Origin of the sequence: Peptoclostridium acidaminophilum DSM 3953 (assembly GCF_000597865.1) — a bacterium.
GTDB lineage: Bacteria > Bacillota > Clostridia > Peptostreptococcales > Peptostreptococcaceae > Peptoclostridium_A > Peptoclostridium_A acidaminophilum.
Window position 1 is genome coordinate 612,796 of sequence record NZ_CP007453.1, and the last position, 19,659, is coordinate 632,454.

Sequence of the window (19,659 nt, forward strand, 5' to 3'; positions counted from 1 at the left end):
TACCTTCTTTTTTATAAAACTACCTTCGAGAGTATTTCTTCTTCCCTAAGCTTTACATTCTTTTCTAGCTCGTCAACCTCTTTGGCAACCTTTTCAACAAACTCACTGTCCTTAATGGAGCCCAGGTTTATTTTTACGTTATATAGAGCTGAAAGCACTGCAGTCCTGGCCATCATCGTAGCTACTGCCGCATCTGTAACAGCATTCTTATTTCCTTTTTCCACTGCCACCTGAGCCAGCGCCATGATTTTGTAGGCTTCTCTTGCCACGTCAAGAGGCACCAGAGCCGCCAGCTTGGTAGCATCCTGTATGGCTTTTTTTCTCTGCTCAATATTCTCATCTGTATCCTTTGGAAGCTTGAAGGCATTCATAACCTCGTTGAAAGCATCAGAATCCTTGTCTATATACTCCACAAAAAGACTCTTCATTCTCGCCGCCTCTTTGGCAACAGACTCGGCCTCTTCCTGGACGTCCTCATATCCTTTTTTGCCCAGCGTCAAATTGGCCACCATTTGCGTTAGGGCTGCAGAAAATGCCGCGCTTACCGCCGCAATGCTTCCGCCGCCAGGCACAGGCGAATTAGAAGCAGTCTCCTCCAAAAAATCTACTACCGTTAAATTTGCTAGCATACAAGACCCCCCTTTTCCTTATCGAATACCAATTCCCCGTTTTTAATAACCTTCTCAACAGTGCTTACTCCCACATGATAAGGTATGAACTTGTATGAGGGGAACTCCAGTATTATGATGTCAGCTTTCTTGCCTATATCTATGCTGCCGATTTCCTCGGCCCTGTTTACTGCCGCGGCTCCATTTATTGTAAGCGCCGTGATTGCTTCCTCTATGCTAAGATTCATCTGTATGCAGGCTAGGGCAAAAACAAGAGGTATAGACTCGGTAAAGCAGCTGCCCGGATTGAAATCCGTGGCAAGCCCGACCGCGCAGCCGCTGTCGATCATCTCTCTTCCTCTTGCATAGCTTTCCTTTAGACTGAAGGCCGTGCAAGGCAGAAGTGTTGCTACAACCGAGCTTTCGGCCATAGCTTTTATTCCTTCGTCAGAGGCCTGGAGCAGGTGGTCTGCCGAAACTGCTCCCAGCTCTACAGCCAATTCCGCGCCGCCAAGCTGGACGATTTCATCTGCGTGTATCTTGAGAGCAAGCCCAATTTCCTTGGCCTTAGAAAGCAATTTTCTTGACTGCTCAATCGAAAATACATTGTCCTCACAGAATACATCGCAGAATTCTGCCAGCTTTTTGTCCGCCACGTTAGGAAGCACACTTTCGATAATAAAATCGATGTACTCGTCTTCCCTGCCTTTATATTCTTGCGGTACAGCGTGGGCGCCCATGAACGTCCTGACCACGTCTACCGGATGAGCATCATTTAATTCCTTTGCGACTTCAAGCTGCTTTATCTCTGTTTCGAAATCCAGTCCGTATCCGCTTTTTCCTTCGACTGTAGTCACCCCGAAGGAGAGCATGGAGTTGAGCCTTTTAAGTCCCGCCTCCATGAGCTCCTGCTTCGAAGCCTCCCTGGTTGATTTAACGGAGCTTGCTATGCCTCCGCCCCTTTTCATGATGTCCATGTATTTGTCGCCGCGGAGTCTCCATGAAAATTCTTCCGCCCTGTAGCCTCCGAATACCAGATGGGTATGCGAGTCTACAAAGCCCGGCAGTACTGCTTTTCCTCCGGCGTCAATTACACTGTATTCTGCTTCCTTATACTTATTCAGTATCTCCTCTGTAGTCCCTACAGCTTTTATTACGCCGTCTTCTACTATTACCGCCCCGTCATTTATTACATGCAGGTCGCTCATTTCGCTTCCGTGTTTTGCCTTAAACCCGCTGCAGGTAACAAGCTCTGAAGCATTCTTTATCAAAATTTTATTTTTCATGGCGTTACTCCATTATTCTTGTTTCAAGAACCTGGTCCATAGAGAAATCCTCTATTCCCATGTAGTAAACAGCTGTATCAATCAACGCTTCCATAGGCACAAGTCCTATTATCTCGGTTCCCACTGCGCTAACTCCATATCTTTTGGCTTCAATCTTGACAAGCTCGTAAGCTCTATAAAGGGCAGTCTTTGTGTAGTCCGTCATATTCATAGATATTTGAACTATGCCTCTTTCCTTTAATTCCACTCCCATAGCCTTGCAGAATCTTAGACCGCCGCCTATGAATCTGACATTCTTGGCTATCTTGTTGGCAATTTCCAGGTTGTCTGTGCCAAGATTCACGTTGAAGGCCACAAGCGGCATTCTAACGCCAACCGCAGTAGCTCCAGCACTTGGGTGTACACTAGCAGGGCCGTAGTCCGGAGCCCACTCTGGCTGGCTCATCTTTTGAGCCATGCCTTCAAATTCGCCTTTTCTTACATTTGCAAGATTCTCTCTTTGCGGATTTTTTGCCGCCTTTTCATACATGAATATCGGAAGACTGTATTTTTCTGAGAGCTCCTTGGCAGTTTCATTTGCAAGCTCAATAGCTTCCTCTACGCTGACATTTTTTATCGGGATAAAAGGGACTACATCACAGGCGCCCATTCTTGGATGCTGTCCTTCATGCACTCTAAGGTCTATCAACTCAGTCGAAACCCCTATAGCCTCTATAACAGCTTTTTTTACGGCCTCCGGCTCGCCTACCACAGTCACCACAAGCCTGTTGTGATCCTCGTCCCTTTGATAGTCTAAAAGCTTAACTCCGTCTTTGCCTCTGAATGGGTTTACGATTTTTTCGATTTTATCAAGGTCCCTTCCCTCGCTAAAGTTAGGAACACACTCAATTATTTTTTTAACTTCACTCATTACTATTCCACCTTTCAATAATATTGTTTGCTGCAATTTTCTCTAGAACATTTTATCGATGACATCCTTAACAAGCTTTTCATCCGGTATAAACGGTAATGTGATGTGGTCTGTTTCCTCATTTATTTTATTGTATTCCATGCCGGTAGTTATGGAATTTTCATTCCTTGCCCATGCGCGTCTTGCTACGCCGCCCATAACATCCCAAAGCATAGATGATTTTATGATTTCGTCTATTCTGCTGCTTCCATCCAGAACAAGCCCGAAGCCTCCGTTGATTGATTTGCCTATGCCTACGCCGCCGCCATTGTGGAGAGCTATTAGACTCATGCCCCTGGCTGCATTTCCCGCATAGCATTGCACGGCCATTTCAGCCATTATATTGCTGCCGTCCTTTATGTTGGAGGTTTCTCTAAACGGCGAGTCTGTGCCGCTGACATCATGGTGGTCTCTACCTATCATTATAGGCCCGATTTCACCGTTTCTAACCATCTCATTGAATTTGAGAGCTATGTTCGTTCTGCCATAGGCATCCTGATACAGTATTCTGGCCTCTGTTCCAACAACCAGTTTATTTTTTTCCGCATCCTTGATCCACATATAGTTGTCCCTGTCCTGGGCTCTCCTGTTTGGATCGATGCAAGACATAGCCGCCTGGTCAGTCTTGATTAAGTCCTCATGGTCGCCGCTCAGGCAGACCCATCTGAACGGTCCATAGCCGTAGTCGAACAGCTCCGGTCCCATTATGTCCTCAACATAGGAAGGATATATGAATCCGTCTTTTTCATCCACGCCGTTTTTAGCTATTTCAGTCGCTCCGGCGTCAAATACTGCCTTCATGAAGGCGTTGCCGTAGTCGAAGAAATATGTTCCTTTTTCTACAAGGGCTCCTATAAGTTCAAAATGGCGCTTCAAGGTCTTGTCTACAAGCTTATTGAAGGTTTCTCTGTCTTCCTTCAAAAGCCTTGTCCTCTCGTCGAAGGATATTCCCTGCGGGCAATAGCCGCCGTCATATACGGCGTGGCAGGATGTCTGGTCTGAGAGCATCTCTATTTTCTTGTTGTTTTTGACTGCATACTCAAGCAGGTCCACAATGTTTCCGTGATAAGCTATGGATATTGCTTTCTTTTCAGCCATGTGCTTTTCAGCCACGTCAAATATTTCATCCAAATCGGAGGATATCAGGTCAACCCAGCCCTGGTTATGTCTTGTTTCAATCCTTGAGTAGTCGACCTCCGCTATAATTCCTACAGCGCCGGCTATTGTGGAAGCCTTTGGCTGAGCACCGCTCATTCCACCAAGTCCCGAGGATACGAACATGTGACCCTTTAAATCCTCGTCATTTCCAACGCCGAGTTTAAGTCTTCCCGCGTTGAGTATAGTATTATAAGTTCCATGGACAATGCCCTGAGGCCCAATATACATCCATCCTCCTGCTGTCATCTGGCCATAGTTGGCTACGCCCATCTGCATTGCGTAATGCCAGTCAGTTTGGTTGTCAAACTGGCCTATCATCAAAGCGTTTGTGATTATAACCCTCGGAGCCTCTGGTTTGGATTTGAATAACCCGAGGGGATGTCCCGATTCAATAACTAGAGTCTGATGGTCAGTCATGACCTCCAGATACTTCATAACAAGCCTGTACTGCATCCAGTTCTGGAACACCTGTCCTGTTTCTCCGTAGGTTACAAGCTCATAAGGGTAAAGCGCAACCTCAAAATCCAGATTGTTGTCTATCATGACCTGAAAAGCTTTTGCGTCAGTACAGTTGCCCTTGTACTCAGCTATAGGCTTGCCGTATATCCTTTTATTCGGCCTGAAGCGGTATCCGTAAATTCTTCCTCTGGTTTTAAGCTCCTCCATAAATTCAGGCGCCAGCTTTTCATGAAGCTCCTCTGGAATATACCTTAGGGCATTTTTAAGCGCTACCTCCGTCTGTGCCTTTGTAAGCGTAAACCCTCTGTCAGGAGCCCTTCTGATACCAGCCGCAAACTCCGGCATTTCCGGAAGCTCATTGTCAAGTTTAATAGTCATAGCCTCTGAAATGTTTTTATTTGTTAGCATTTTGTATTCCTCCTGTATCATTTTCTATTTAATACTGCTAATATGCTTTAATATTTCAACTCCACTTCTTTTTCCACAGCATTTAGAAGCTTTGAGCTGGTAATAAGCTCGGTGATTTTATTCAAATCGCCATACATGAGCTTATCCTCTTCAATGAAATCCACAACTTCCCTTACTATTTTGTAGGCAGCTGCGGTACCCTTACCCAGTTCAAAACCCTCTCTGAAATCGATTGCCTGGCAGGCTGCCATAAGCTCCGTAGTCAGTACTCTTTTTGTGTTTTCCAATATCTCTCTGCTCTTTCTGGCTGCAATTGTTCCCATACTTACGTGATCCTCCTGATTTGCAGAAGATGGTATGGAATCTACAGAAGCAGGATGTGCCAGCACCTTGTTTTCCGACACAAGAGAAGCTGCTGCATATTGAGTAATCATGAAGCCCGAATTGAGGCCTCCCTTTTTAACTAGGAATGCAGGCAGGTCATTGAGCTGATTGTTGATTAGCCTCTCTAATCTTCTCTCGGAAATGTTGGCAATCTCTGCTATTGCGATGCCTAAAAAGTCAAAGCTCAAAGCCATAGGCTGTCCGTGGAAGTTGCCTCCTGATATTATGTCCCCGTCTTCCAGAACAATCGGGTTATCAGTAACAGAATTTATTTCTATTAGTATTTTTTCCTCCACATATCTAAGGGCATCCTTGCTGGCACCGTGCACCTGCGGTATGCATCTTAACGAATAGGCATCCTGAACCCTCAGTTCCCCTTGCCTAGTGACAAATGTACTGCCTTCTACCAGCTTCAGAATGTTTTCTGCTGTTTCAATTTGACCCTTATGAGGCCTGATAATGTGCGTTCTTGGGTCAAAGGCATCCGTTATTCCTCTCAACGCTTCCAGGGTAAGCGCCGATACAATATCGCTTATCTTAATCAGTTCTATGCTGTCATATACCGCGAGAGCTCCTACTCCCGTCATTACCTGTGTTCCGTTTATTAAGGCCAGGCCTTCTTTTTCTACAAGCTCCAAGATTGGAATACCCGCAAGTTTCATGGCTTCAGCTCCAGACATTACTTTGCCCTCGAATTCAGCCATTCCCTCTCCTATAATAGGAAGCGCCATGTGTGCCAGTGGACACAAATCGCCGGATGCGCCTAGCGAGCCTTTTTCAGGTATGATTGGATGCACGCCTTTGTTTAGCATTTCAATGAGAGCCTCTAGAGTTTCCAATCTTATGCCTGAAAATCCCTTTGAAAGCGCATTTGCTCTAAGCAGCATTATTGCCCTTACCGCATCTGCGGGAAGATTGTTTCCAGCGCCGCAGGCATGTGAAAGGATCAGATTTCTTTGCAATTTTTTGCAGTCTTCGGCTGAAATGTTCACGCTTGAGAATATGCCAAAGCCTGTTGTAATTCCGTATACTATTTTGTTGTCCTTAACGATATCGTCAACTATTACTCTTGACGCCTTGACTCTTTTTATCGCTTCATCATCTAATTTAACCTTATAGTTTTGCCTGGCTACCTGTACGACTTGTTCTAATGTCAAATCTTGTCCGTTAATAACAATTGTGTTCATGTTCTTCGCCCCTCCAAATTCTATATTTTCATTACTCAAGAAATAAGTACCATATGATACTTATACTCCTAGGCAGTATGTCCTAAACTGTGTTTATCCGCTGCTGAATACCCTGGGCTTAAGCTATTTGGGATTCATCTGGCAGATGGTCTGTTTTTGTTGCTGTACAAAAAAAGGGCAAAACTCAAAAACTTTTGAGTTTTGCCCTCTAATGTCTAATAGCTATGGGTCAAATACAAAATTACATTTATATAATATGAAAATCATAAAAACTGCTATGATTTTGTTTAAACTATATCGGATTAATCCCAAATCCCATCACTTCATGCTCATACCCCTTGATTGGAGCTCCTATATTGCCGTACAAAGCAACTGCAATCCATTCACCGTCTGTATCGTCCCCCGGAAATCTCGGACCTCTTACAACACTGAATGTCAATCCAGCTGTACGCAATATGTCTCCCAAACCTACTTGCCCTCGGCATACACCCGAATAGGCTTCTAAAACAGTATGATAAAGTGAATGTTCCTCTCTGTAGAGGTCTTTTATAAGACCTTCTTTTTTTGCCGCGGTTTCTATTGCTGCGAATATTTTTGCAGAATCCATAGAACCCACTCGGCCTTTAAGCACTTTGCAACCATTCAGAATGGAAGTTTCTCTAATAACTTCTTCCTCACTTTCTGATGATATGCATAATAATAACGCCGTTTTACCAATGCTTAAAGTTTCAAACAAGTCATTACCTCCAAGAGTTGAGAATTAACTATTAACATTTAATTTAACATATTTTATTCTTATTGTCAATATATCGACTGGTGTCACTGATGTCAAGTTTATGCTGTTCCAGCTTGCTGCACAACTCTTCTATGAATTCCCTTCTGGCTATTGTTGCCAGCCACTCCTTAGGTATGTTGTCGCATCCGTAATAGAGTCCTGCGAGGCCTCCTGCTACTGCTCCCACTGTGTCAGTGTCTTCCCCAAGATTGACCGCCTTGAGAATGCAGTCCCTGTAGCTTCTGGTGTTAAGCAGGCACCATATTGCAGCCTCGAGCGTATACACCACGTAGCCGCTGCTTCTGATCTGACTTTCATCCAGCTGGGCAAAGCCATCCTCCTCTATCCGTTCATAATGCGATAGCTCCGAGTTGTATTCAGGAAGGCTCCTATAGTATTCCATCGCCTTGTCTATTCCCTGCCTCACTGCCTCTTCCAGGTCTGCTCCGCGCAGTATCAATGAGGCTATCGAGATGTATATCCCGCAGGCCATCTGGCTCCTCTTGTGCGCATGCGTCAACGAGGATACGCTATGGATTATATCGTAGGCCTCGCTTGTTTCGCTGAGCTTGTCCCCGTATATAGAGTCCAGATGGAAGAGTATCGGCAGTATTCTCATGAGCGAGCCGTTTCCGTTGTCGCGCTCCCCTTTGCCTCCGCATTCAAGCGGCGGCTTTCCTCTTAAAAAGCGCTCCATCGAGTCGCTGGTGGTCCCTCCAATGTCGAATGCTCTGCCAAACGGCGTGTAGTCCCCTTTGTCGTACCACTTTATGAATTTTTTCATTATGTCCTCATAGTCCAGCCCATTTGAGAGGCTGTCCATAAGGCAGAGCGTCAGGCTTGAATCGTCAGACCATGTACCTGCAGGCATGTTAAAGGTTCCATGGCCCATCATGCGGACTACTGGGTTTTTACTGAGTGTTTCTCTGTCGATGAATTGCACGGGAAGTCCAAGTGCATCTGCGACGCAAACTCCCATTATGCCGTCGATTATTTTTTTAGACATATTGTTGTTATCCCCCTCAAATCAAAGCATAGATATTTGCTCCTTGAGCGATCAAAATTTACTGATCCTCCACCATCTTACCGTCCTTTATTCCGCCCGTCACCTTAGTTGTCCAGCCTGAAGATTCAAAGCGCTCCCTTGCTTCCTCCTTCGTCATCTCTCCCGTGTCTGAAAGCAAAACAGGTTTGAAATCGGCGCCGATTTCAGCTTCCGCCACAGCAAAATCATAACGGTCCGTTCCAACTATGAGATATATGATTTTGTTGTAGTTCTTTGGATTTCCCATGCTGTCAAAATTATAGCCTGTTGAATGGAGTATCAGGAAGGTCCCGTCCGCCAGCCTCTGAAATTCATGATATGATGTGCGGGTTTTCCTGCCTTCCCTCTCTAGATATTGCTCGGATTTATAATATTGCTTTTGAGAATCGAAAACTCCATTTTCAACGCTGCGATCCCCTCTTTTGTCCCCAAGGGACCCATCCCTATCTAGTATGTTGTCGTAACCGAAATTAGAAATGCTTCCCTTCTTCTCTATAAATCCGTCATAATTTGACATGAACAGCTGGCCTTCATGACGGCCATCCTTATTGTCAATGTTAAGCAAATCGTAAAAAGCGCCTGTTATGAGATTAAGCTGTGGGGTGAACAGGTCAATGCTTGCCAAGCCTTCATAGCTATTGACGATATCCTCTGTCTGCTTCTGAGTCTCAGACAGCGCATCGGAAAGTTCCGTTATGGTGTCTATTTTGCCGACACTGCCTGTTTCCGATGAATCGCTTTGCTCAGTGGAGCCTTGGCTTGACGAGCCGCTTTCGGTGTCCTTTGAAGGTCCGCAGGCAACCAGCGACGCTACAAGAAGCAACGTAAGAAATATAACGAATGATTTTTTCATGATTTCCATCTCCTTTCTTTAATGCTTTATATGACTTTCTTTTCATTTTTTGAATACGTCCTTCCAGAAATTCTCGGTCCTGCTGGCTCCTTCTTTGAATTTGTCTACCGTTCTGTCTATTGTGGCTCTTTTGGATGCCACTGCAAAGGCTTTCACTATGGACACAGAGTTTTGCTGCACTATGCTTCTAAGAAGTGAGCAAGCTTCAATAGTTGCGGATCTTTTGAGCATTCTTTTGTCCACCTTTGTGACAGCGGCTGAATATCGCCTTGCCATCGCTCCCACTCGAAGAGTTAGAAATGCATTTGCCGAGCCCTGTATCACAGAATTGATCACGAGGTTTGCGAAAGCAGTGGCCCCCGGCACCATAGTACTCAGCGTCCCGCCTATCAAGGAGTTGATTACGGGTTCAAGCTGCTCGTCAAGAAGTGCAAGATCCTCTATCTCCCTGGCCATTAGCACGGTGGCAGCCACATTTGCGTAAAGATAATATATCTCCCTGGCATTCGGCCTTTGGTTGTATATGTGGCTTATCCTCCACACCGTTCTTGAAAGGCTTGCAAGTACAAAGAAACCATCGAGTACTCCGTTTTGCGACACCGCGGTAGTCAGAAAAACCTGAGATGAGGCCTCGTTCATTACTTTAACAGTTTCCTTGTCGAGTACTTCAAGAGCCCCTTCTACCTGCAACTTCAGCTCCTTGCTTTCGTCGAAAACGTAGCCAGCCTCCGATAAGTGCTTATTATCCGAAAGCCTTGTCTTGAGCTTCTGTAGATATTCACTGCACGCCGCTTCATCCGTTTCATCAGGCAACTCAAGAGGCTTCCTCAGCTTCATGAAGCCGACAACAGGCGCCAGAAATATCACTGCAAATACGGCCGACAGCGAAATAGTCACTATTCTTCCAAAGGTCGGATGCAGGGCCGTTGATGCGATTGAAATTTGAGTGATCTGATTGACGATTATCAAAAGCAAAAGAAGCAGCATCCCTGATAACAAAAATCCGACAGTTTTTTTCATTGTTTTTTCCATAGGTATCTATCCCACCCAGCTTAATTTTTTTGCAGCTGCGCCCGATATAGCGAATCCGTTGTTTTTCTAGAGCATCTCGGCTATTTGGTATATGAGTTTTTCGGTCTTCTTCCAGCCTATGCATGCGTCGGTTATTGATTTTCCTGGGACTATGAGACTGTCCTGTCTTCCGTCCTGGAGATAGCTTTCAATCATAAGACCCTTTATAAGCTTGCCTAATGTCTGTGAATTTTTTTTGCTCCACAGCACCTCCATTGCAATCCTCGGCTGCTCCTCGTACCTCTTCATCGAGTTGGCATGGTTAGTGTCGATAACTAGTGCTGGATTCAAAAGTCCCCTCTTGGCATAGTCCTCTGCCAGATGATGCAGGTCCTCGTAATGGTAGTTGGGTATGTTCTTGCCGTACTGGTTGACAGCTCCTCTTAGGATCGCGTGGGAGAGCGGATTTCCCGAGGTTTCAACCTCGTGCTGGTCGTATATGAATCTGTGCGGCATTTGAGTGGCCTGTATGGAGTTGAGCATTACGCTAATGTCTCCGCTTGTCGGGTTCTTCATTCCAACCGGTATATCAAGTCCGCTCGCTGTAATCCTGTGCTGCTGATTCTCCACCGAGCGCGCACCTACTGCTACGTAGCTTAGAAGGTCGCATACGTACGGATCATTGTTGGGGTAGAGCATCTCGTCTGCACCCGAAAGTCCTGTTTCACTCATTATTCTTATATGGAGCTTTCTTATGGCTTTTATGCCCTCGAGTACGTTAGGCTCCTCGCTGAGGTCTGGCTGGTGCATCATGCCCTTGTAGCCCTCTCCTGTCGTCCTGGGCTTGTTTGTGTATATCCTCGGCACTATTACAATCTTGTCAGCAACCTTCTCCTGTATCTCAGCAAGCTTTAGAACATATTCGCATACGGTGTCATCGACATCAGCAGAGCAGGGCCCTATTACAAGCAGAAACTTGTCGCTTTCTCCTGTGAATATCTTTTTTATCCTAGCGTCCCTTCCAGCCTTTATCTGCGCCAGCTTGCTCTCAAGCGGTATCATGGCCTTTATTTCGTCCGCGGTCGGTATTTTTGCAATGTATTTGAAGCTCATCTGAAGTCCTCCTGTTTTTCTGTTTTTTGTAAGTGTCGTTCTGTTCTTGAACGGTTAAAGCTTTCTCTGCTCGTGGAGCTTGCCAAGGAAGTAAGGCATCTGGACACGCCACCATGGCCAGTCATGGTTGACGTCATGTCCCCAGTAGTCTATCCATGCCGGTATGCCCTTAGCACTCAGTACAGCTTCCAGTGCCCTTGTGTCCCTGACTGAATCCTCCTCCCAGTCGCCTTGCCCCGTGCATATTATTATGTTTCCTCGCCCATAGGCCTCTAGATAGCGGTGGTCTGTCATGTTAAACAGATAGTCCACCGGCGAGTTGAGATAGACGTCTGTATCGCCCAGGCTTTCACCGACGAAATATCGTGCGTCGTATATGCCGCTCAGCGCTATGACTGTGTCGAACACGTCAGGATGGCGGAAATAGAAGTTGGCGCTGTGGTATGCGCCCATGCTGCAGCCCGTCGCAATCATTGGGCCTGAGTAAGCGGCATGCTCCCTTATGAAGGGCACAAGCTCCTCGATTATATACGAGTCATAGGCGTTATGCCTCCTTGCCCTGTCACCAGCCCAGGCCGCGTCGTTGAACCAGGTTTCATTGTCTATGCTGTCTGGCGTATAGACTCGAATAAGCCCCTTGTCAATAAAGGGCGCGCAGGCTTCAATCATGTCAAAGTCTTCATATTCGAAAAAACGCCCGCCTGAAGACGGAAATACTATCATTGGCTTTCCGGCGTGGCCGTAGCTTTTGAACTCCATCATGCGGTTCAGCTTGAAGCTGTAAAATTCGTGGTATTCAACATGCATCAGTGTGACTCCCCCTTTTTATATATGTTTATATGTGTTGTCAATACTAATCGCGTTGCATTATAAAGCGTGCCGCCTCCTTGAGAGGTTCCAGCTCCGGTGAGCGCAGTATAAATGCGTAGTCGCCTATGGCGGCGGCAAATATAGACGCTATGGATCCGTGGTGCACTGTAATGTTTCCGTATGCATTAAGTGACTCCTCGACTGAATGACTGTGAAGGATATTACTGCGCTCCTTGATACCGACATATGCGCAGTAGTAGGCTCTTTGAGTATTCATTTCGAGTTCCTTTCCTGCTACTAGTCTTGCATACTGCCTGTAGAGGTCTGAGTCGCTTGCAAAGTTGAACATGTCCATTGAAAGGCCTCCCGGAGGTCTCACATTGATCTCGAGCCCGACAAGCCTGCCGTCCTTTTGCCTGAAGAACTCTATGTGGAAAAACCTCTCCCTCAGCCCGAAGGCCTTGAGTGCGGAAAGCCCGTACGCCTTGAGGTCTTCTGGTATCTCCCTCTGGCTGTAATAGAACATGTCCAGGTCCTCGTTTACAGTCTCCATTACACCTTTGTCGAATACAAAGGACGACATGAACACCGGCTCGCCCTCCCGGTCTACCAGCCCGTCGAAGGTGTGGATTTCACCCTCTATGAACTCCTCCATGATGTATTCGGTGCTTGGCTTTGTTTCAAAGAAATGCGCAAGGTCCTCGTCGCTTCTCAGCTTGTAGGTGTTGGCGGCGCCTACACCGTTGTCCGGCTTTGCGCACACAGGGTAGCCTACCTCGGCTATGAGCGCCATGGCCGCTTCCATACTTTTTACTACCTTGCCCCTTGCCACAGGCACGCCTGCCTTCTTGAACGCCTCTTTCATCCTCGACTTGAACTTTATGTTTTCCATGTCGGCCGTCTTGAATCCAAAAACGTTGAAATCTGTCCTGAGCTTAGCGTCCTGCTCCAGCCAGTATTCGTTGTGCGACTCTATGCGGTCTATCTTGCCATGCCTGTGAGTGAAATATGCACAGGCCCTGAGCATCTGGTCGTAGTCCTCCATTTTGTCCACCCTGTAATATTCAGTCATCGCCCCTTTGAGCTCCGGGTCTATGCTGTCATAATGGTCTGACCCTATCCCAAGCACGTTTACGCCTTCGTCATGAAGGCGCATCGCGAAGTATTTGAAGTTGGACGGAAAGCTTGGTGAAACAAAAACGTAATTCATGAAAATCCCCCTCGATAGTATGAACATATTCCGCTTAATGCTGAATATGCTTCTTATCCTTATTTCTACCCATTTAGCTCATACTATAAATTTTTATATGTGGACACGCCGCCTGGATCTATCTCCCAAGGCCGTATATTATGTATGTCGCGATGGCCGCAGCCACAATGAGTGTCCAGTAAAGAAATGGCTTTTTAGATTTCGGCCTGTTTGGGGTGCGCATGCCTCCCGGCGAAGAATAGAAGTTTAAACTGCTGACCTTCCTGTTTCTATAATTTCGCTTACCCGAAAACAGGATATACACCTGTGCAACCACAAGCATGGCAATACAGGCAACGACCGTGTATATTACAGCAGGATACTGGCCTGAAAAGCCGCTTTCCGAAGTGTGCTTAATGTATATGCCAATGTACGCCCAGATTATCACAAGCCCGTAAGCTATGTCGCTGTTCCTTATTGCAGTTACGGCTCCAATGAGCATGCCGACTGCTATTATGATTATTGCCCAGGTCTGCTCCATCAGGCCAAAGCGGTTCCACTCAAGGCTTACAAGGAGCACCGTGGCGTTGGCTATTGTGGCCACGGTAATCCAGCCAAAGTACACGCTGAAGGGCAGCCTGACAAGGAACTTCTCACGAGTTGAAAGACTGGCGTTCCCTATGATGTGGTTGATAATCATAAGGCAGGCTAGCAGCGCTACCATGAGAAGCATCGAGAGCGGTATTAGATCATAATGCCATGAGAAAATCCATGCCGCATTTACCAGCGAAGAGACCGAGAACAGAATTCCAGTTTTACGCAAGAGTTCCCTGCTTTCTGCGCTTTCTCCGCCTCGAAACAGCCCGACATGATAGAGTGTATATCCCGCAAGCAGCAGGTATATGAGCCCCCAGATAGAGAATGTGAGGCCCGCCGGCGCGAAAAGATTCTGGTAAGAGTCCGATACCTCTCCGGTGTTGACTCCGTTGATTGGGAGTATGTTGGCCATGGCATTTACAGCTATCATAATAAGAAACGTGGCTGCCGTAGTGATTTTTATAACTGATGAGTTTCTATAGTGCATGAAATTCTCCTCCTCTGTGCAAAGCTGCATAATATATTGTTCATATATTACCCATTTGGCTGCATTTTATAATATATATTTGCACAAGCAAAAAGTCCCCGCCGTTTTAACGTGGCAGAGACTCTCTTTTTTTCTAGAGCATTTCAGCTATATCATATATAAGTTTTTCTGATTTTTTCCAGCCTATGCATGCGTCTGTTATTGATTTCCCCGGAACTGTCAGGTCGTCCTGTCTTCCGTCATGGAGATAGCTCTCTACCATGAGTCCTTTTATAAGCTTGTTGAGAGTAGGTGAATGCATTTTGCTCCATAGCACTTCCATTGCTATCCTCGGCTGCTCCTCATATCTCTTCATGGAGTTGGCGTGGCTCGTATCTATAACTAGCGCAGGGTTAAGCAGTGCTCTCTTGGCATAGTCCTCCGCCAAGTGATGAAGGTCTTCGTAGTGGTAGTTTGGAATGTTCTTGCCGTACTGATTGACAGCTCCTCTTAGTATTGCGTGTGCTAATGGATTACCGGAGGTCTCAACCTCATGCTGGTCGTATATGAATCTGTGAGGCATCTGGGTAGCCTGTATGGAATTGAGCATTACGCTTATGTCCCCGCTTGTCGGATTCTTCATACCAGCCGGGATATCGAATCCGCTCGCTGTAAGTCTGTGCTGCTGGTTTTCCACTGAGCGCGCTCCTACTGCTACGTAGCTTAGAAGGTCGCAAACGTACGGGTAGTTGTTTGGGTAAAGCATCTCGTCCGCACCCGGAAGGCCGGTTTCCCTTATAACTCTTATATGCAGATTTCTTATCGCCTTTATTCCCTCAATGACGTTCGGCTCCTCGTTGAGATTAGGCTGGTGCATCATTCCCTTGTAGCCCTCTCCAGTAGTCCTTGGCTTGTTTGTATATATCCTCGGCACTATTACAATCTTGTCCTTTACCTTTTCCTGAACCTCTGCAAGCCTTGACACGTACTCGCACACAGTATCGTCAAGATCCGCGGAGCATGGTCCTATTACTAGTAGGAACTTGTCACTTTCCCCTGTGAATATCTGCTTTATCTGAGTATCCCTTTTGGCCTTCAGCTGAGCAAGTTTGCTCTCAAGCGGTATCAATGCCTTTATCTCATCCGCAGTCGGTACTTTTGCAATATACTTGAAGCTCATTTATTAACCCCCATTTTGTCTGTTTTATTCATTATAATTCATTCAGAAAATTCTGTAAAATATATATTTTTATCCTAATGCCATTGCAGCTACGCCAGAAGACTCTCCAGGCCTCCCGAAGCTACAAACAGCAGGCTACCGGGCGCCAAGTCTATCATGCGGATCATATGCTCGTATTTAGTTGGCATGCCCACAATGCTAAGGTCTGCTCTCTCCTCCTCTATATGGCGGTAGAAGTCTCCCGTAAAAACCTTGATTTGTGTGTTTCCCGGAAGCCTGGCTTCCTCTATGAATTTGGCTAGCTCTTCTTCAGCTTTTTCAATATGGCTCTTGTGGCCTACAACCCTGCAAAGCCTCAGCTCCGCTCCGAGATTGCCGACCATTTTTATGGCGCTGAGCACAGCCAGGTCATTATTGGGGCTTCTGTCCCTTAGCCAGATGTTGATAATCCGCTCCGAGCCCAGATTGTACTTTGGATGCAGCCATAGGCACATTACAGAAATCTTTATCTGCCGCAGGGCCTCCAGCAGCTCCTTCATCCTGACTCTTTTTTCTGCATCTTCGCTTACTGTCAAGAGAACTGCATTAGGCGGAAGGAAGTTGTTTTCAAGGCACTGAAGTGCTTGGACAAGCATCGTCCTGAATTCGTTTGACCTTACAAGTATCTTCTGCACAAACAGCCCCTCTTCCCTCAGGGGTTCGAGTGCCTCGTCTATCTGCTGCCTGCGCTTTTCATCCATTTTTGCTTCCGGATATACGGTCATATAGTAAAGGCGGCCTGAGCTGTACAGCAGGTTCCTTATGAAGCGCGATATCCGCCTGAAATCCTCCGGAGACTCCACAGGAACTGCCACAGCAGGCTTCCATAGCCTAGGATGGTATGGCGTTCTCATTATCTTCTGCGCCGCCCACTCGGTTATTGCCACAAATATGCTGCCCCTCACGTCTCCCCACGGCGATGTAAGGTTCTTCCGCTTAAGGAGTGAGTATATCCCTGTAACTATTGCCAGCGTAACTCCGGTAAACATAGGGTTTATCAGAAGCATTACGAGCAGGCAGCCTATAGTTCCTATAATTGGCACGAATATGGACATAGCCATTGTAGGCCTAAAGCTTATTATTCCCGTCCCCTGCTCAATGAGCACAACAAGATTGATCATAAGGTAGGTTGTCATAAAGAACATTGTAAGCAGCTGAGCCAGGCTGTCAAGACTTCCCATAAGTATAACCCCGAGTGATATTACAGATGAAAAGACAATAGCGTTGATAGGCTCTCCCTTGCTGTTTTTCTTTGAGAATATTCTCGACAGCGGAATTATTCTGTTTTCAGCCAGGGCCGCAAGCGTTCGCGGCGCGCTCACCAGAGTCGAAAGCGCCGATGATAGAACAGCTCCCATTATTCCGGCAACAATGAGCACCTTGACACGGGCAAGCTTTAGTATTATCAGCGTGTCAGCCAGGAGCAGCTCCCCGGGCGCCTGGCGTGCGAACCAGACTGCTAGCAGCACATATGCAACGAGCCCTGTGATTACGGCTGCCAGAGTTCCCTGTATGATGCTCCTGCGCGGATCCTCCAAATCACCTGACATCGTCGCGCCTGTAAGTATGCCCGTAACAGCAGGGAAAAAAATGGCGAAGGTCGCCCAGAAGCTAGCGTCTTCCATAGTCCCAGTTAGCACCATGGGTCCCGGATTAAGACTTGGACCTGTAAGAAAGGAAACTATCGAAAGCGCCACGGCTCCAAGTATGAAATACTGCACCCTGAACGCCAGGCGTGCGCTGGCTATAGAAAGTGCTGTCAGAACAGCCCATGTCGCTATACCAACAATGTACATCGGGTGCTCAGGAAAAAAGGTGACCCACACCTCGCTAAAGCCCGCTATATAGAAGGCAACCGAGATGGCCTGTGAAAGATAAAGCGGTATACCGATTGCTCCGCCCATTTCCATTCCAAGTGAGCGTGTAATTATGGCGTATGCTCCTCCGGCTCCTATCTTTATATTCGTAAGCATGGAGGACATAGAAAGCGACGTCGAAAAGGTTATGACATGAGCCAGGGCTATAATCAGAAGGGTTCCCCAAAGGCCTACGTTCCCCACAATCCAACCGAGCCGCAGATACATGATAACGCCTAGAATCGTAAGCAGGGTGGGAACATAAACTCCTTCGAGCGTTTTTAGGCCTTTAGCTTGTGTTTTATTGTTAACAGTATTATTTTTCATATTCTACCCCCTCTTCTTCTATAACTCAATTGATTCCCCATTGTGGAATCACTGCATATTTGTTTTTTTACCCTAATTACAGCACTTCTAATATATTTCTCCAAGGGGTTCAAATTTTATGACAACTATGGTTATAATGAATATGGTTACATATAGAATAAATATGATTGCAGGGTGATGCTGATGAAAAAAAATTACAAAATACTCACATCCCATGACTCCAGAAAGCTGACTATACTTATGCAGAGTCTGGCGGTGGGCCTGGTGGCCGGGATTGTGGTTGTATTATACAGAATAGTTCTTACATATGCTGAGCAGTTTGCATTCTGGATGTATGGATTTTTAAGAGGGCATATGACATTTTTGCCTGTTGCAATAATAGGGCTCAGCATTGCAGGATACTTTGTACATTTTCTGGTTTCTAAAAACAAGATGATAAGCGGAAGCGGAATACCGCAACTAAAAGGATTATTGATGGGGTACTTCAAACAGAACTGGCTGCACACGCTATGCAGCAAATTTGCAGGTGGGGCAATGGCCATTGCAGTGGGGCTATCTTTAGGCCGGGAAGGTCCCTCCATTCAGCTGGGCGCATGCGTAGCTGAGGGAATAGGCAACAAAATAGGTAAAAGCCGTATGGAACGAAAAATATTAATGGCGAGCGGAGCAAGCGCCGGTTTGGCTGCAGCATTTAACGCGCCTCTAGCAGGTGTGATATTTGCACTGGAGGAGATTTTCAAATACTTTTCACCCTTGATACTGCTGTCAACCATGTCAGCGGCCGTTGTGGCAGATTTTATTTCCAAAAATGCTTTTGGCATTGGTCCTGTTTTCAATTTTGAAATAGCGGGCAGCGTGCCGCTATCAAACTATGGCACACTTATTCTTTTAGGAACTGTACTCGGATTTATGGGTGCTTTTTACAACTATGCACTCTTAAAAACACAAAAGCTTTATAAAAGCATCCATCATGTTAGCTCAAGAACAAAAATAATCATAACATTTCTCTTGGCAGGCGTTGTGGGAATAGTATTTCCTGTTGTCCTCGGAGGCGGCCACCATGTGATAGGAGAGCTCAATCTTGCAAAAGGGATAAGCTTCCTGACTCTTCTCTTTGTAGTTAAATTCGTGTTTTCCATGTTTAGTTTTGCCTCAGGTGCTCCAGGCGGCATATTCTTCCCATTACTTGTATTGGGCGGAACAATAGGAGCTATTTTCGCGGGAGTGGCCATCAATTTTTTCGGATACGATGAAGCTTTGTTTTTTAACTTTGTGATATTAGCCATGGCAGGATACTTCACTGCAATTGTCAGGGCTCCCATCACGGGTATTGTGCTTATAATGGAAATGACGGGTTCTTTTAATCACCTCCTATCGCTGTCGATAGTGGCTTTGACAGCCTATGTTGTGGCTGATTTGCTCAAAAGCCCTCCTATATATGAGGCTCTTCTTGAAAAGCAGCTTGTAGAGTACGATATCCAGGATGCAGATGAGGAGCACAGCAAAAAGATAATGGTTGAAATAGTTGTACAGCATGGATCACAGCTGGAAGACATGCTGGTCAAGGAAATTAACTGGCCTCGCAAATGCCTTCTTGTAAGCATCCGACGCGGCGAAATGGAAATACTGCCCAAGGGTGATACGGTACTCAAGACAGGAGATTACATTCTAGTATTAACTGATATCAATAGCGAGTGGAGAACAAGAGAAAAACTGGAAAAACTGAATTCTACCTCTTAATGAAAACAACAATATGCAGCTGTAAAAAATAAACACTTCCGAATTAATAATTTAGGCTTAGAGTCTGTCAATAATTATGTGTATGATTTCTCAAAAAAGATATATTGTTTTATTGGTTGCTTGCCTGGAAAGCTTTTAAATATGAGCTTTCCAGGCTTTTTATTACTTGGATTTAACATTTTGCCATTTCATAAAAACAGCTAGAATACAAACATTGAG

At 46.0% G+C, this 19,659-nt stretch carries 16 protein-coding genes; 1 reads left to right on the forward strand and 15 read right to left on the reverse strand.

Annotated features, from left to right (window positions below; translation table 11 throughout):
- Positions 1-11: 11 nt before the first annotated feature.
- The 15 genes from EAL2_RS13835 to EAL2_RS13905 all read right to left on the reverse strand — a co-directional run bounded on the left by EAL2_RS13835 (position 12) and on the right by EAL2_RS13905 (position 17,700).
- Positions 12-629, reverse strand: a complete 618-nt coding sequence (locus EAL2_RS13835) for a cyclodeaminase/cyclohydrolase family protein (protein ID WP_025436949.1) — start codon at positions 627-629, stop codon at positions 12-14.
- A complete protein-coding gene (gene hutI / locus EAL2_RS13840) occupies positions 623-1,894 on the reverse strand; it encodes an imidazolonepropionase (protein WP_025436950.1) in 1,272 nt (423 codons plus the stop codon). The genes EAL2_RS13835 and hutI overlap by 7 nt, the downstream gene beginning before the upstream one ends.
- A 4-nt stretch (positions 1,895-1,898) precedes the next feature.
- Positions 1,899-2,804 carry a glutamate formimidoyltransferase gene (gene ftcD / locus EAL2_RS13845; protein WP_025436951.1) on the reverse strand — a complete coding sequence of 302 codons (906 nt, stop codon included), beginning with the start codon at positions 2,802-2,804 and terminating at the stop codon, positions 1,899-1,901.
- Positions 2,805-2,846: 42 nt separating this feature from the next.
- Positions 2,847-4,868 (reverse strand): urocanate hydratase, encoded by a 2,022-nt coding sequence (locus tag EAL2_RS13850; protein WP_025436952.1) that lies wholly within the window; start codon positions 4,866-4,868, stop codon positions 2,847-2,849.
- Positions 4,869-4,915: 47 nt separating this feature from the next.
- Complete coding sequence (hutH, locus tag EAL2_RS13855) at positions 4,916-6,439, reverse strand: histidine ammonia-lyase (protein ID WP_025436953.1); 1,524 nt, start codon at positions 6,437-6,439, stop codon at positions 4,916-4,918.
- A gap of 292 nt (positions 6,440-6,731) precedes the next feature.
- Complete coding sequence (locus EAL2_RS13860) at positions 6,732-7,175, reverse strand: HutP family protein (protein ID WP_025436954.1); 444 nt, start codon at positions 7,173-7,175, stop codon at positions 6,732-6,734.
- Positions 7,176-7,218: 43 nt separating this feature from the next.
- On the reverse strand, positions 7,219-8,220 hold the full coding sequence (locus tag EAL2_RS13865; protein ID WP_025436955.1) for an ADP-ribosylglycohydrolase family protein: 1,002 nt from the start codon (positions 8,218-8,220) through the stop codon (positions 7,219-7,221).
- Positions 8,221-8,278: 58 nt separating this feature from the next.
- A complete protein-coding gene (locus EAL2_RS13870; protein WP_025436956.1) occupies positions 8,279-9,112 on the reverse strand; it encodes a hypothetical protein in 834 nt (277 codons plus the stop codon).
- Between the two features lie 42 nt (positions 9,113-9,154).
- Positions 9,155-10,144: a DUF697 domain-containing protein gene (locus EAL2_RS13875; RefSeq protein WP_025436957.1), complete on the reverse strand. Its 990-nt coding sequence runs from the start codon at positions 10,142-10,144 to the stop codon at positions 9,155-9,157.
- Between the two features lie 66 nt (positions 10,145-10,210).
- Positions 10,211-11,236, reverse strand: a complete 1,026-nt coding sequence (locus EAL2_RS13880) for a 3-deoxy-7-phosphoheptulonate synthase (RefSeq protein ID WP_025436958.1) — start codon at positions 11,234-11,236, stop codon at positions 10,211-10,213.
- Positions 11,237-11,290: 54 nt separating this feature from the next.
- Entirely contained in the window at positions 11,291-12,043 is a 753-nt protein-coding gene (locus EAL2_RS13885) for an esterase family protein (protein WP_025436959.1), read from the reverse strand.
- A gap of 46 nt (positions 12,044-12,089) precedes the next feature.
- Complete coding sequence (locus tag EAL2_RS13890; RefSeq protein ID WP_025436960.1) at positions 12,090-13,256, reverse strand: ATP-grasp domain-containing protein; 1,167 nt, start codon at positions 13,254-13,256, stop codon at positions 12,090-12,092.
- A 118-nt stretch (positions 13,257-13,374) separates the two neighbouring features.
- Positions 13,375-14,319 carry a tryptophan-rich sensory protein gene (locus tag EAL2_RS13895; RefSeq protein WP_025436961.1) on the reverse strand — a complete coding sequence of 315 codons (945 nt, stop codon included), beginning with the start codon at positions 14,317-14,319 and terminating at the stop codon, positions 13,375-13,377.
- A gap of 133 nt (positions 14,320-14,452) precedes the next feature.
- Positions 14,453-15,478, reverse strand: a complete 1,026-nt coding sequence (locus tag EAL2_RS13900; RefSeq protein WP_025436962.1) for a 3-deoxy-7-phosphoheptulonate synthase — start codon at positions 15,476-15,478, stop codon at positions 14,453-14,455.
- Positions 15,479-15,567: 89 nt separating this feature from the next.
- Positions 15,568-17,700 (reverse strand): amino acid permease, encoded by a 2,133-nt coding sequence (locus EAL2_RS13905; protein ID WP_025436963.1) that lies wholly within the window; start codon positions 17,698-17,700, stop codon positions 15,568-15,570.
- A 183-nt stretch (positions 17,701-17,883) separates the two neighbouring features.
- Between EAL2_RS13905 and EAL2_RS13910 the strand changes: the two genes are divergently transcribed.
- On the forward strand, positions 17,884-19,440 hold the full coding sequence (locus EAL2_RS13910; protein WP_025436964.1) for a ClC family H(+)/Cl(-) exchange transporter: 1,557 nt from the start codon (positions 17,884-17,886) through the stop codon (positions 19,438-19,440).
- Positions 19,441-19,659: the final 219 nt, after the last annotated feature.

Excerpts from the sequence above, each read along its gene's own strand:
- hutI (WP_025436950.1), bottom strand. The coding sequence starts at position 1,894 with ATGAAAAATAAAATTTTGATAAAGAATGCTTCAGAGCTTGTTACCTGC.
- EAL2_RS13885 (WP_025436959.1), bottom strand. The coding sequence starts at position 12,043 with ATGCATGTTGAATACCACGAATTTTACAGCTTCAAGCTGAACCGCATG.
- EAL2_RS13875 (WP_025436957.1), bottom strand. The coding sequence starts at position 10,144 with ATGGAAAAAACAATGAAAAAAACTGTCGGATTTTTGTTATCAGGGATG.
- EAL2_RS13890 (WP_025436960.1), bottom strand. The coding sequence starts at position 13,256 with ATGAATTACGTTTTTGTTTCACCAAGCTTTCCGTCCAACTTCAAATAC.
- ftcD (WP_025436951.1), bottom strand. The coding sequence starts at position 2,804 with ATGAGTGAAGTTAAAAAAATAATTGAGTGTGTTCCTAACTTTAGCGAG.
- EAL2_RS13900 (WP_025436962.1), bottom strand. The coding sequence starts at position 15,478 with ATGAGCTTCAAGTATATTGCAAAAGTACCGACTGCGGATGAGATAAAG.
- EAL2_RS13905 (WP_025436963.1), bottom strand. The coding sequence starts at position 17,700 with ATGAAAAATAATACTGTTAACAATAAAACACAAGCTAAAGGCCTAAAA.
- EAL2_RS13880 (WP_025436958.1), bottom strand. The coding sequence starts at position 11,236 with ATGAGCTTCAAATACATTGCAAAAATACCGACCGCGGACGAAATAAAG.
- EAL2_RS13910 (WP_025436964.1), top strand. The coding sequence starts at position 17,884 with ATGAAAAAAAATTACAAAATACTCACATCCCATGACTCCAGAAAGCTG.
- EAL2_RS13835 (WP_025436949.1), bottom strand. The coding sequence starts at position 629 with ATGCTAGCAAATTTAACGGTAGTAGATTTTTTGGAGGAGACTGCTTCT.
- EAL2_RS13895 (WP_025436961.1), bottom strand. The coding sequence starts at position 14,319 with ATGCACTATAGAAACTCATCAGTTATAAAAATCACTACGGCAGCCACG.
- EAL2_RS13865 (WP_025436955.1), bottom strand. The coding sequence starts at position 8,220 with ATGTCTAAAAAAATAATCGACGGCATAATGGGAGTTTGCGTCGCAGAT.
- hutH (WP_025436953.1), bottom strand. The coding sequence starts at position 6,439 with ATGAACACAATTGTTATTAACGGACAAGATTTGACATTAGAACAAGTC.
- EAL2_RS13850 (WP_025436952.1), bottom strand. The coding sequence starts at position 4,868 with ATGCTAACAAATAAAAACATTTCAGAGGCTATGACTATTAAACTTGAC.
- EAL2_RS13870 (WP_025436956.1), bottom strand. The coding sequence starts at position 9,112 with ATGAAAAAATCATTCGTTATATTTCTTACGTTGCTTCTTGTAGCGTCG.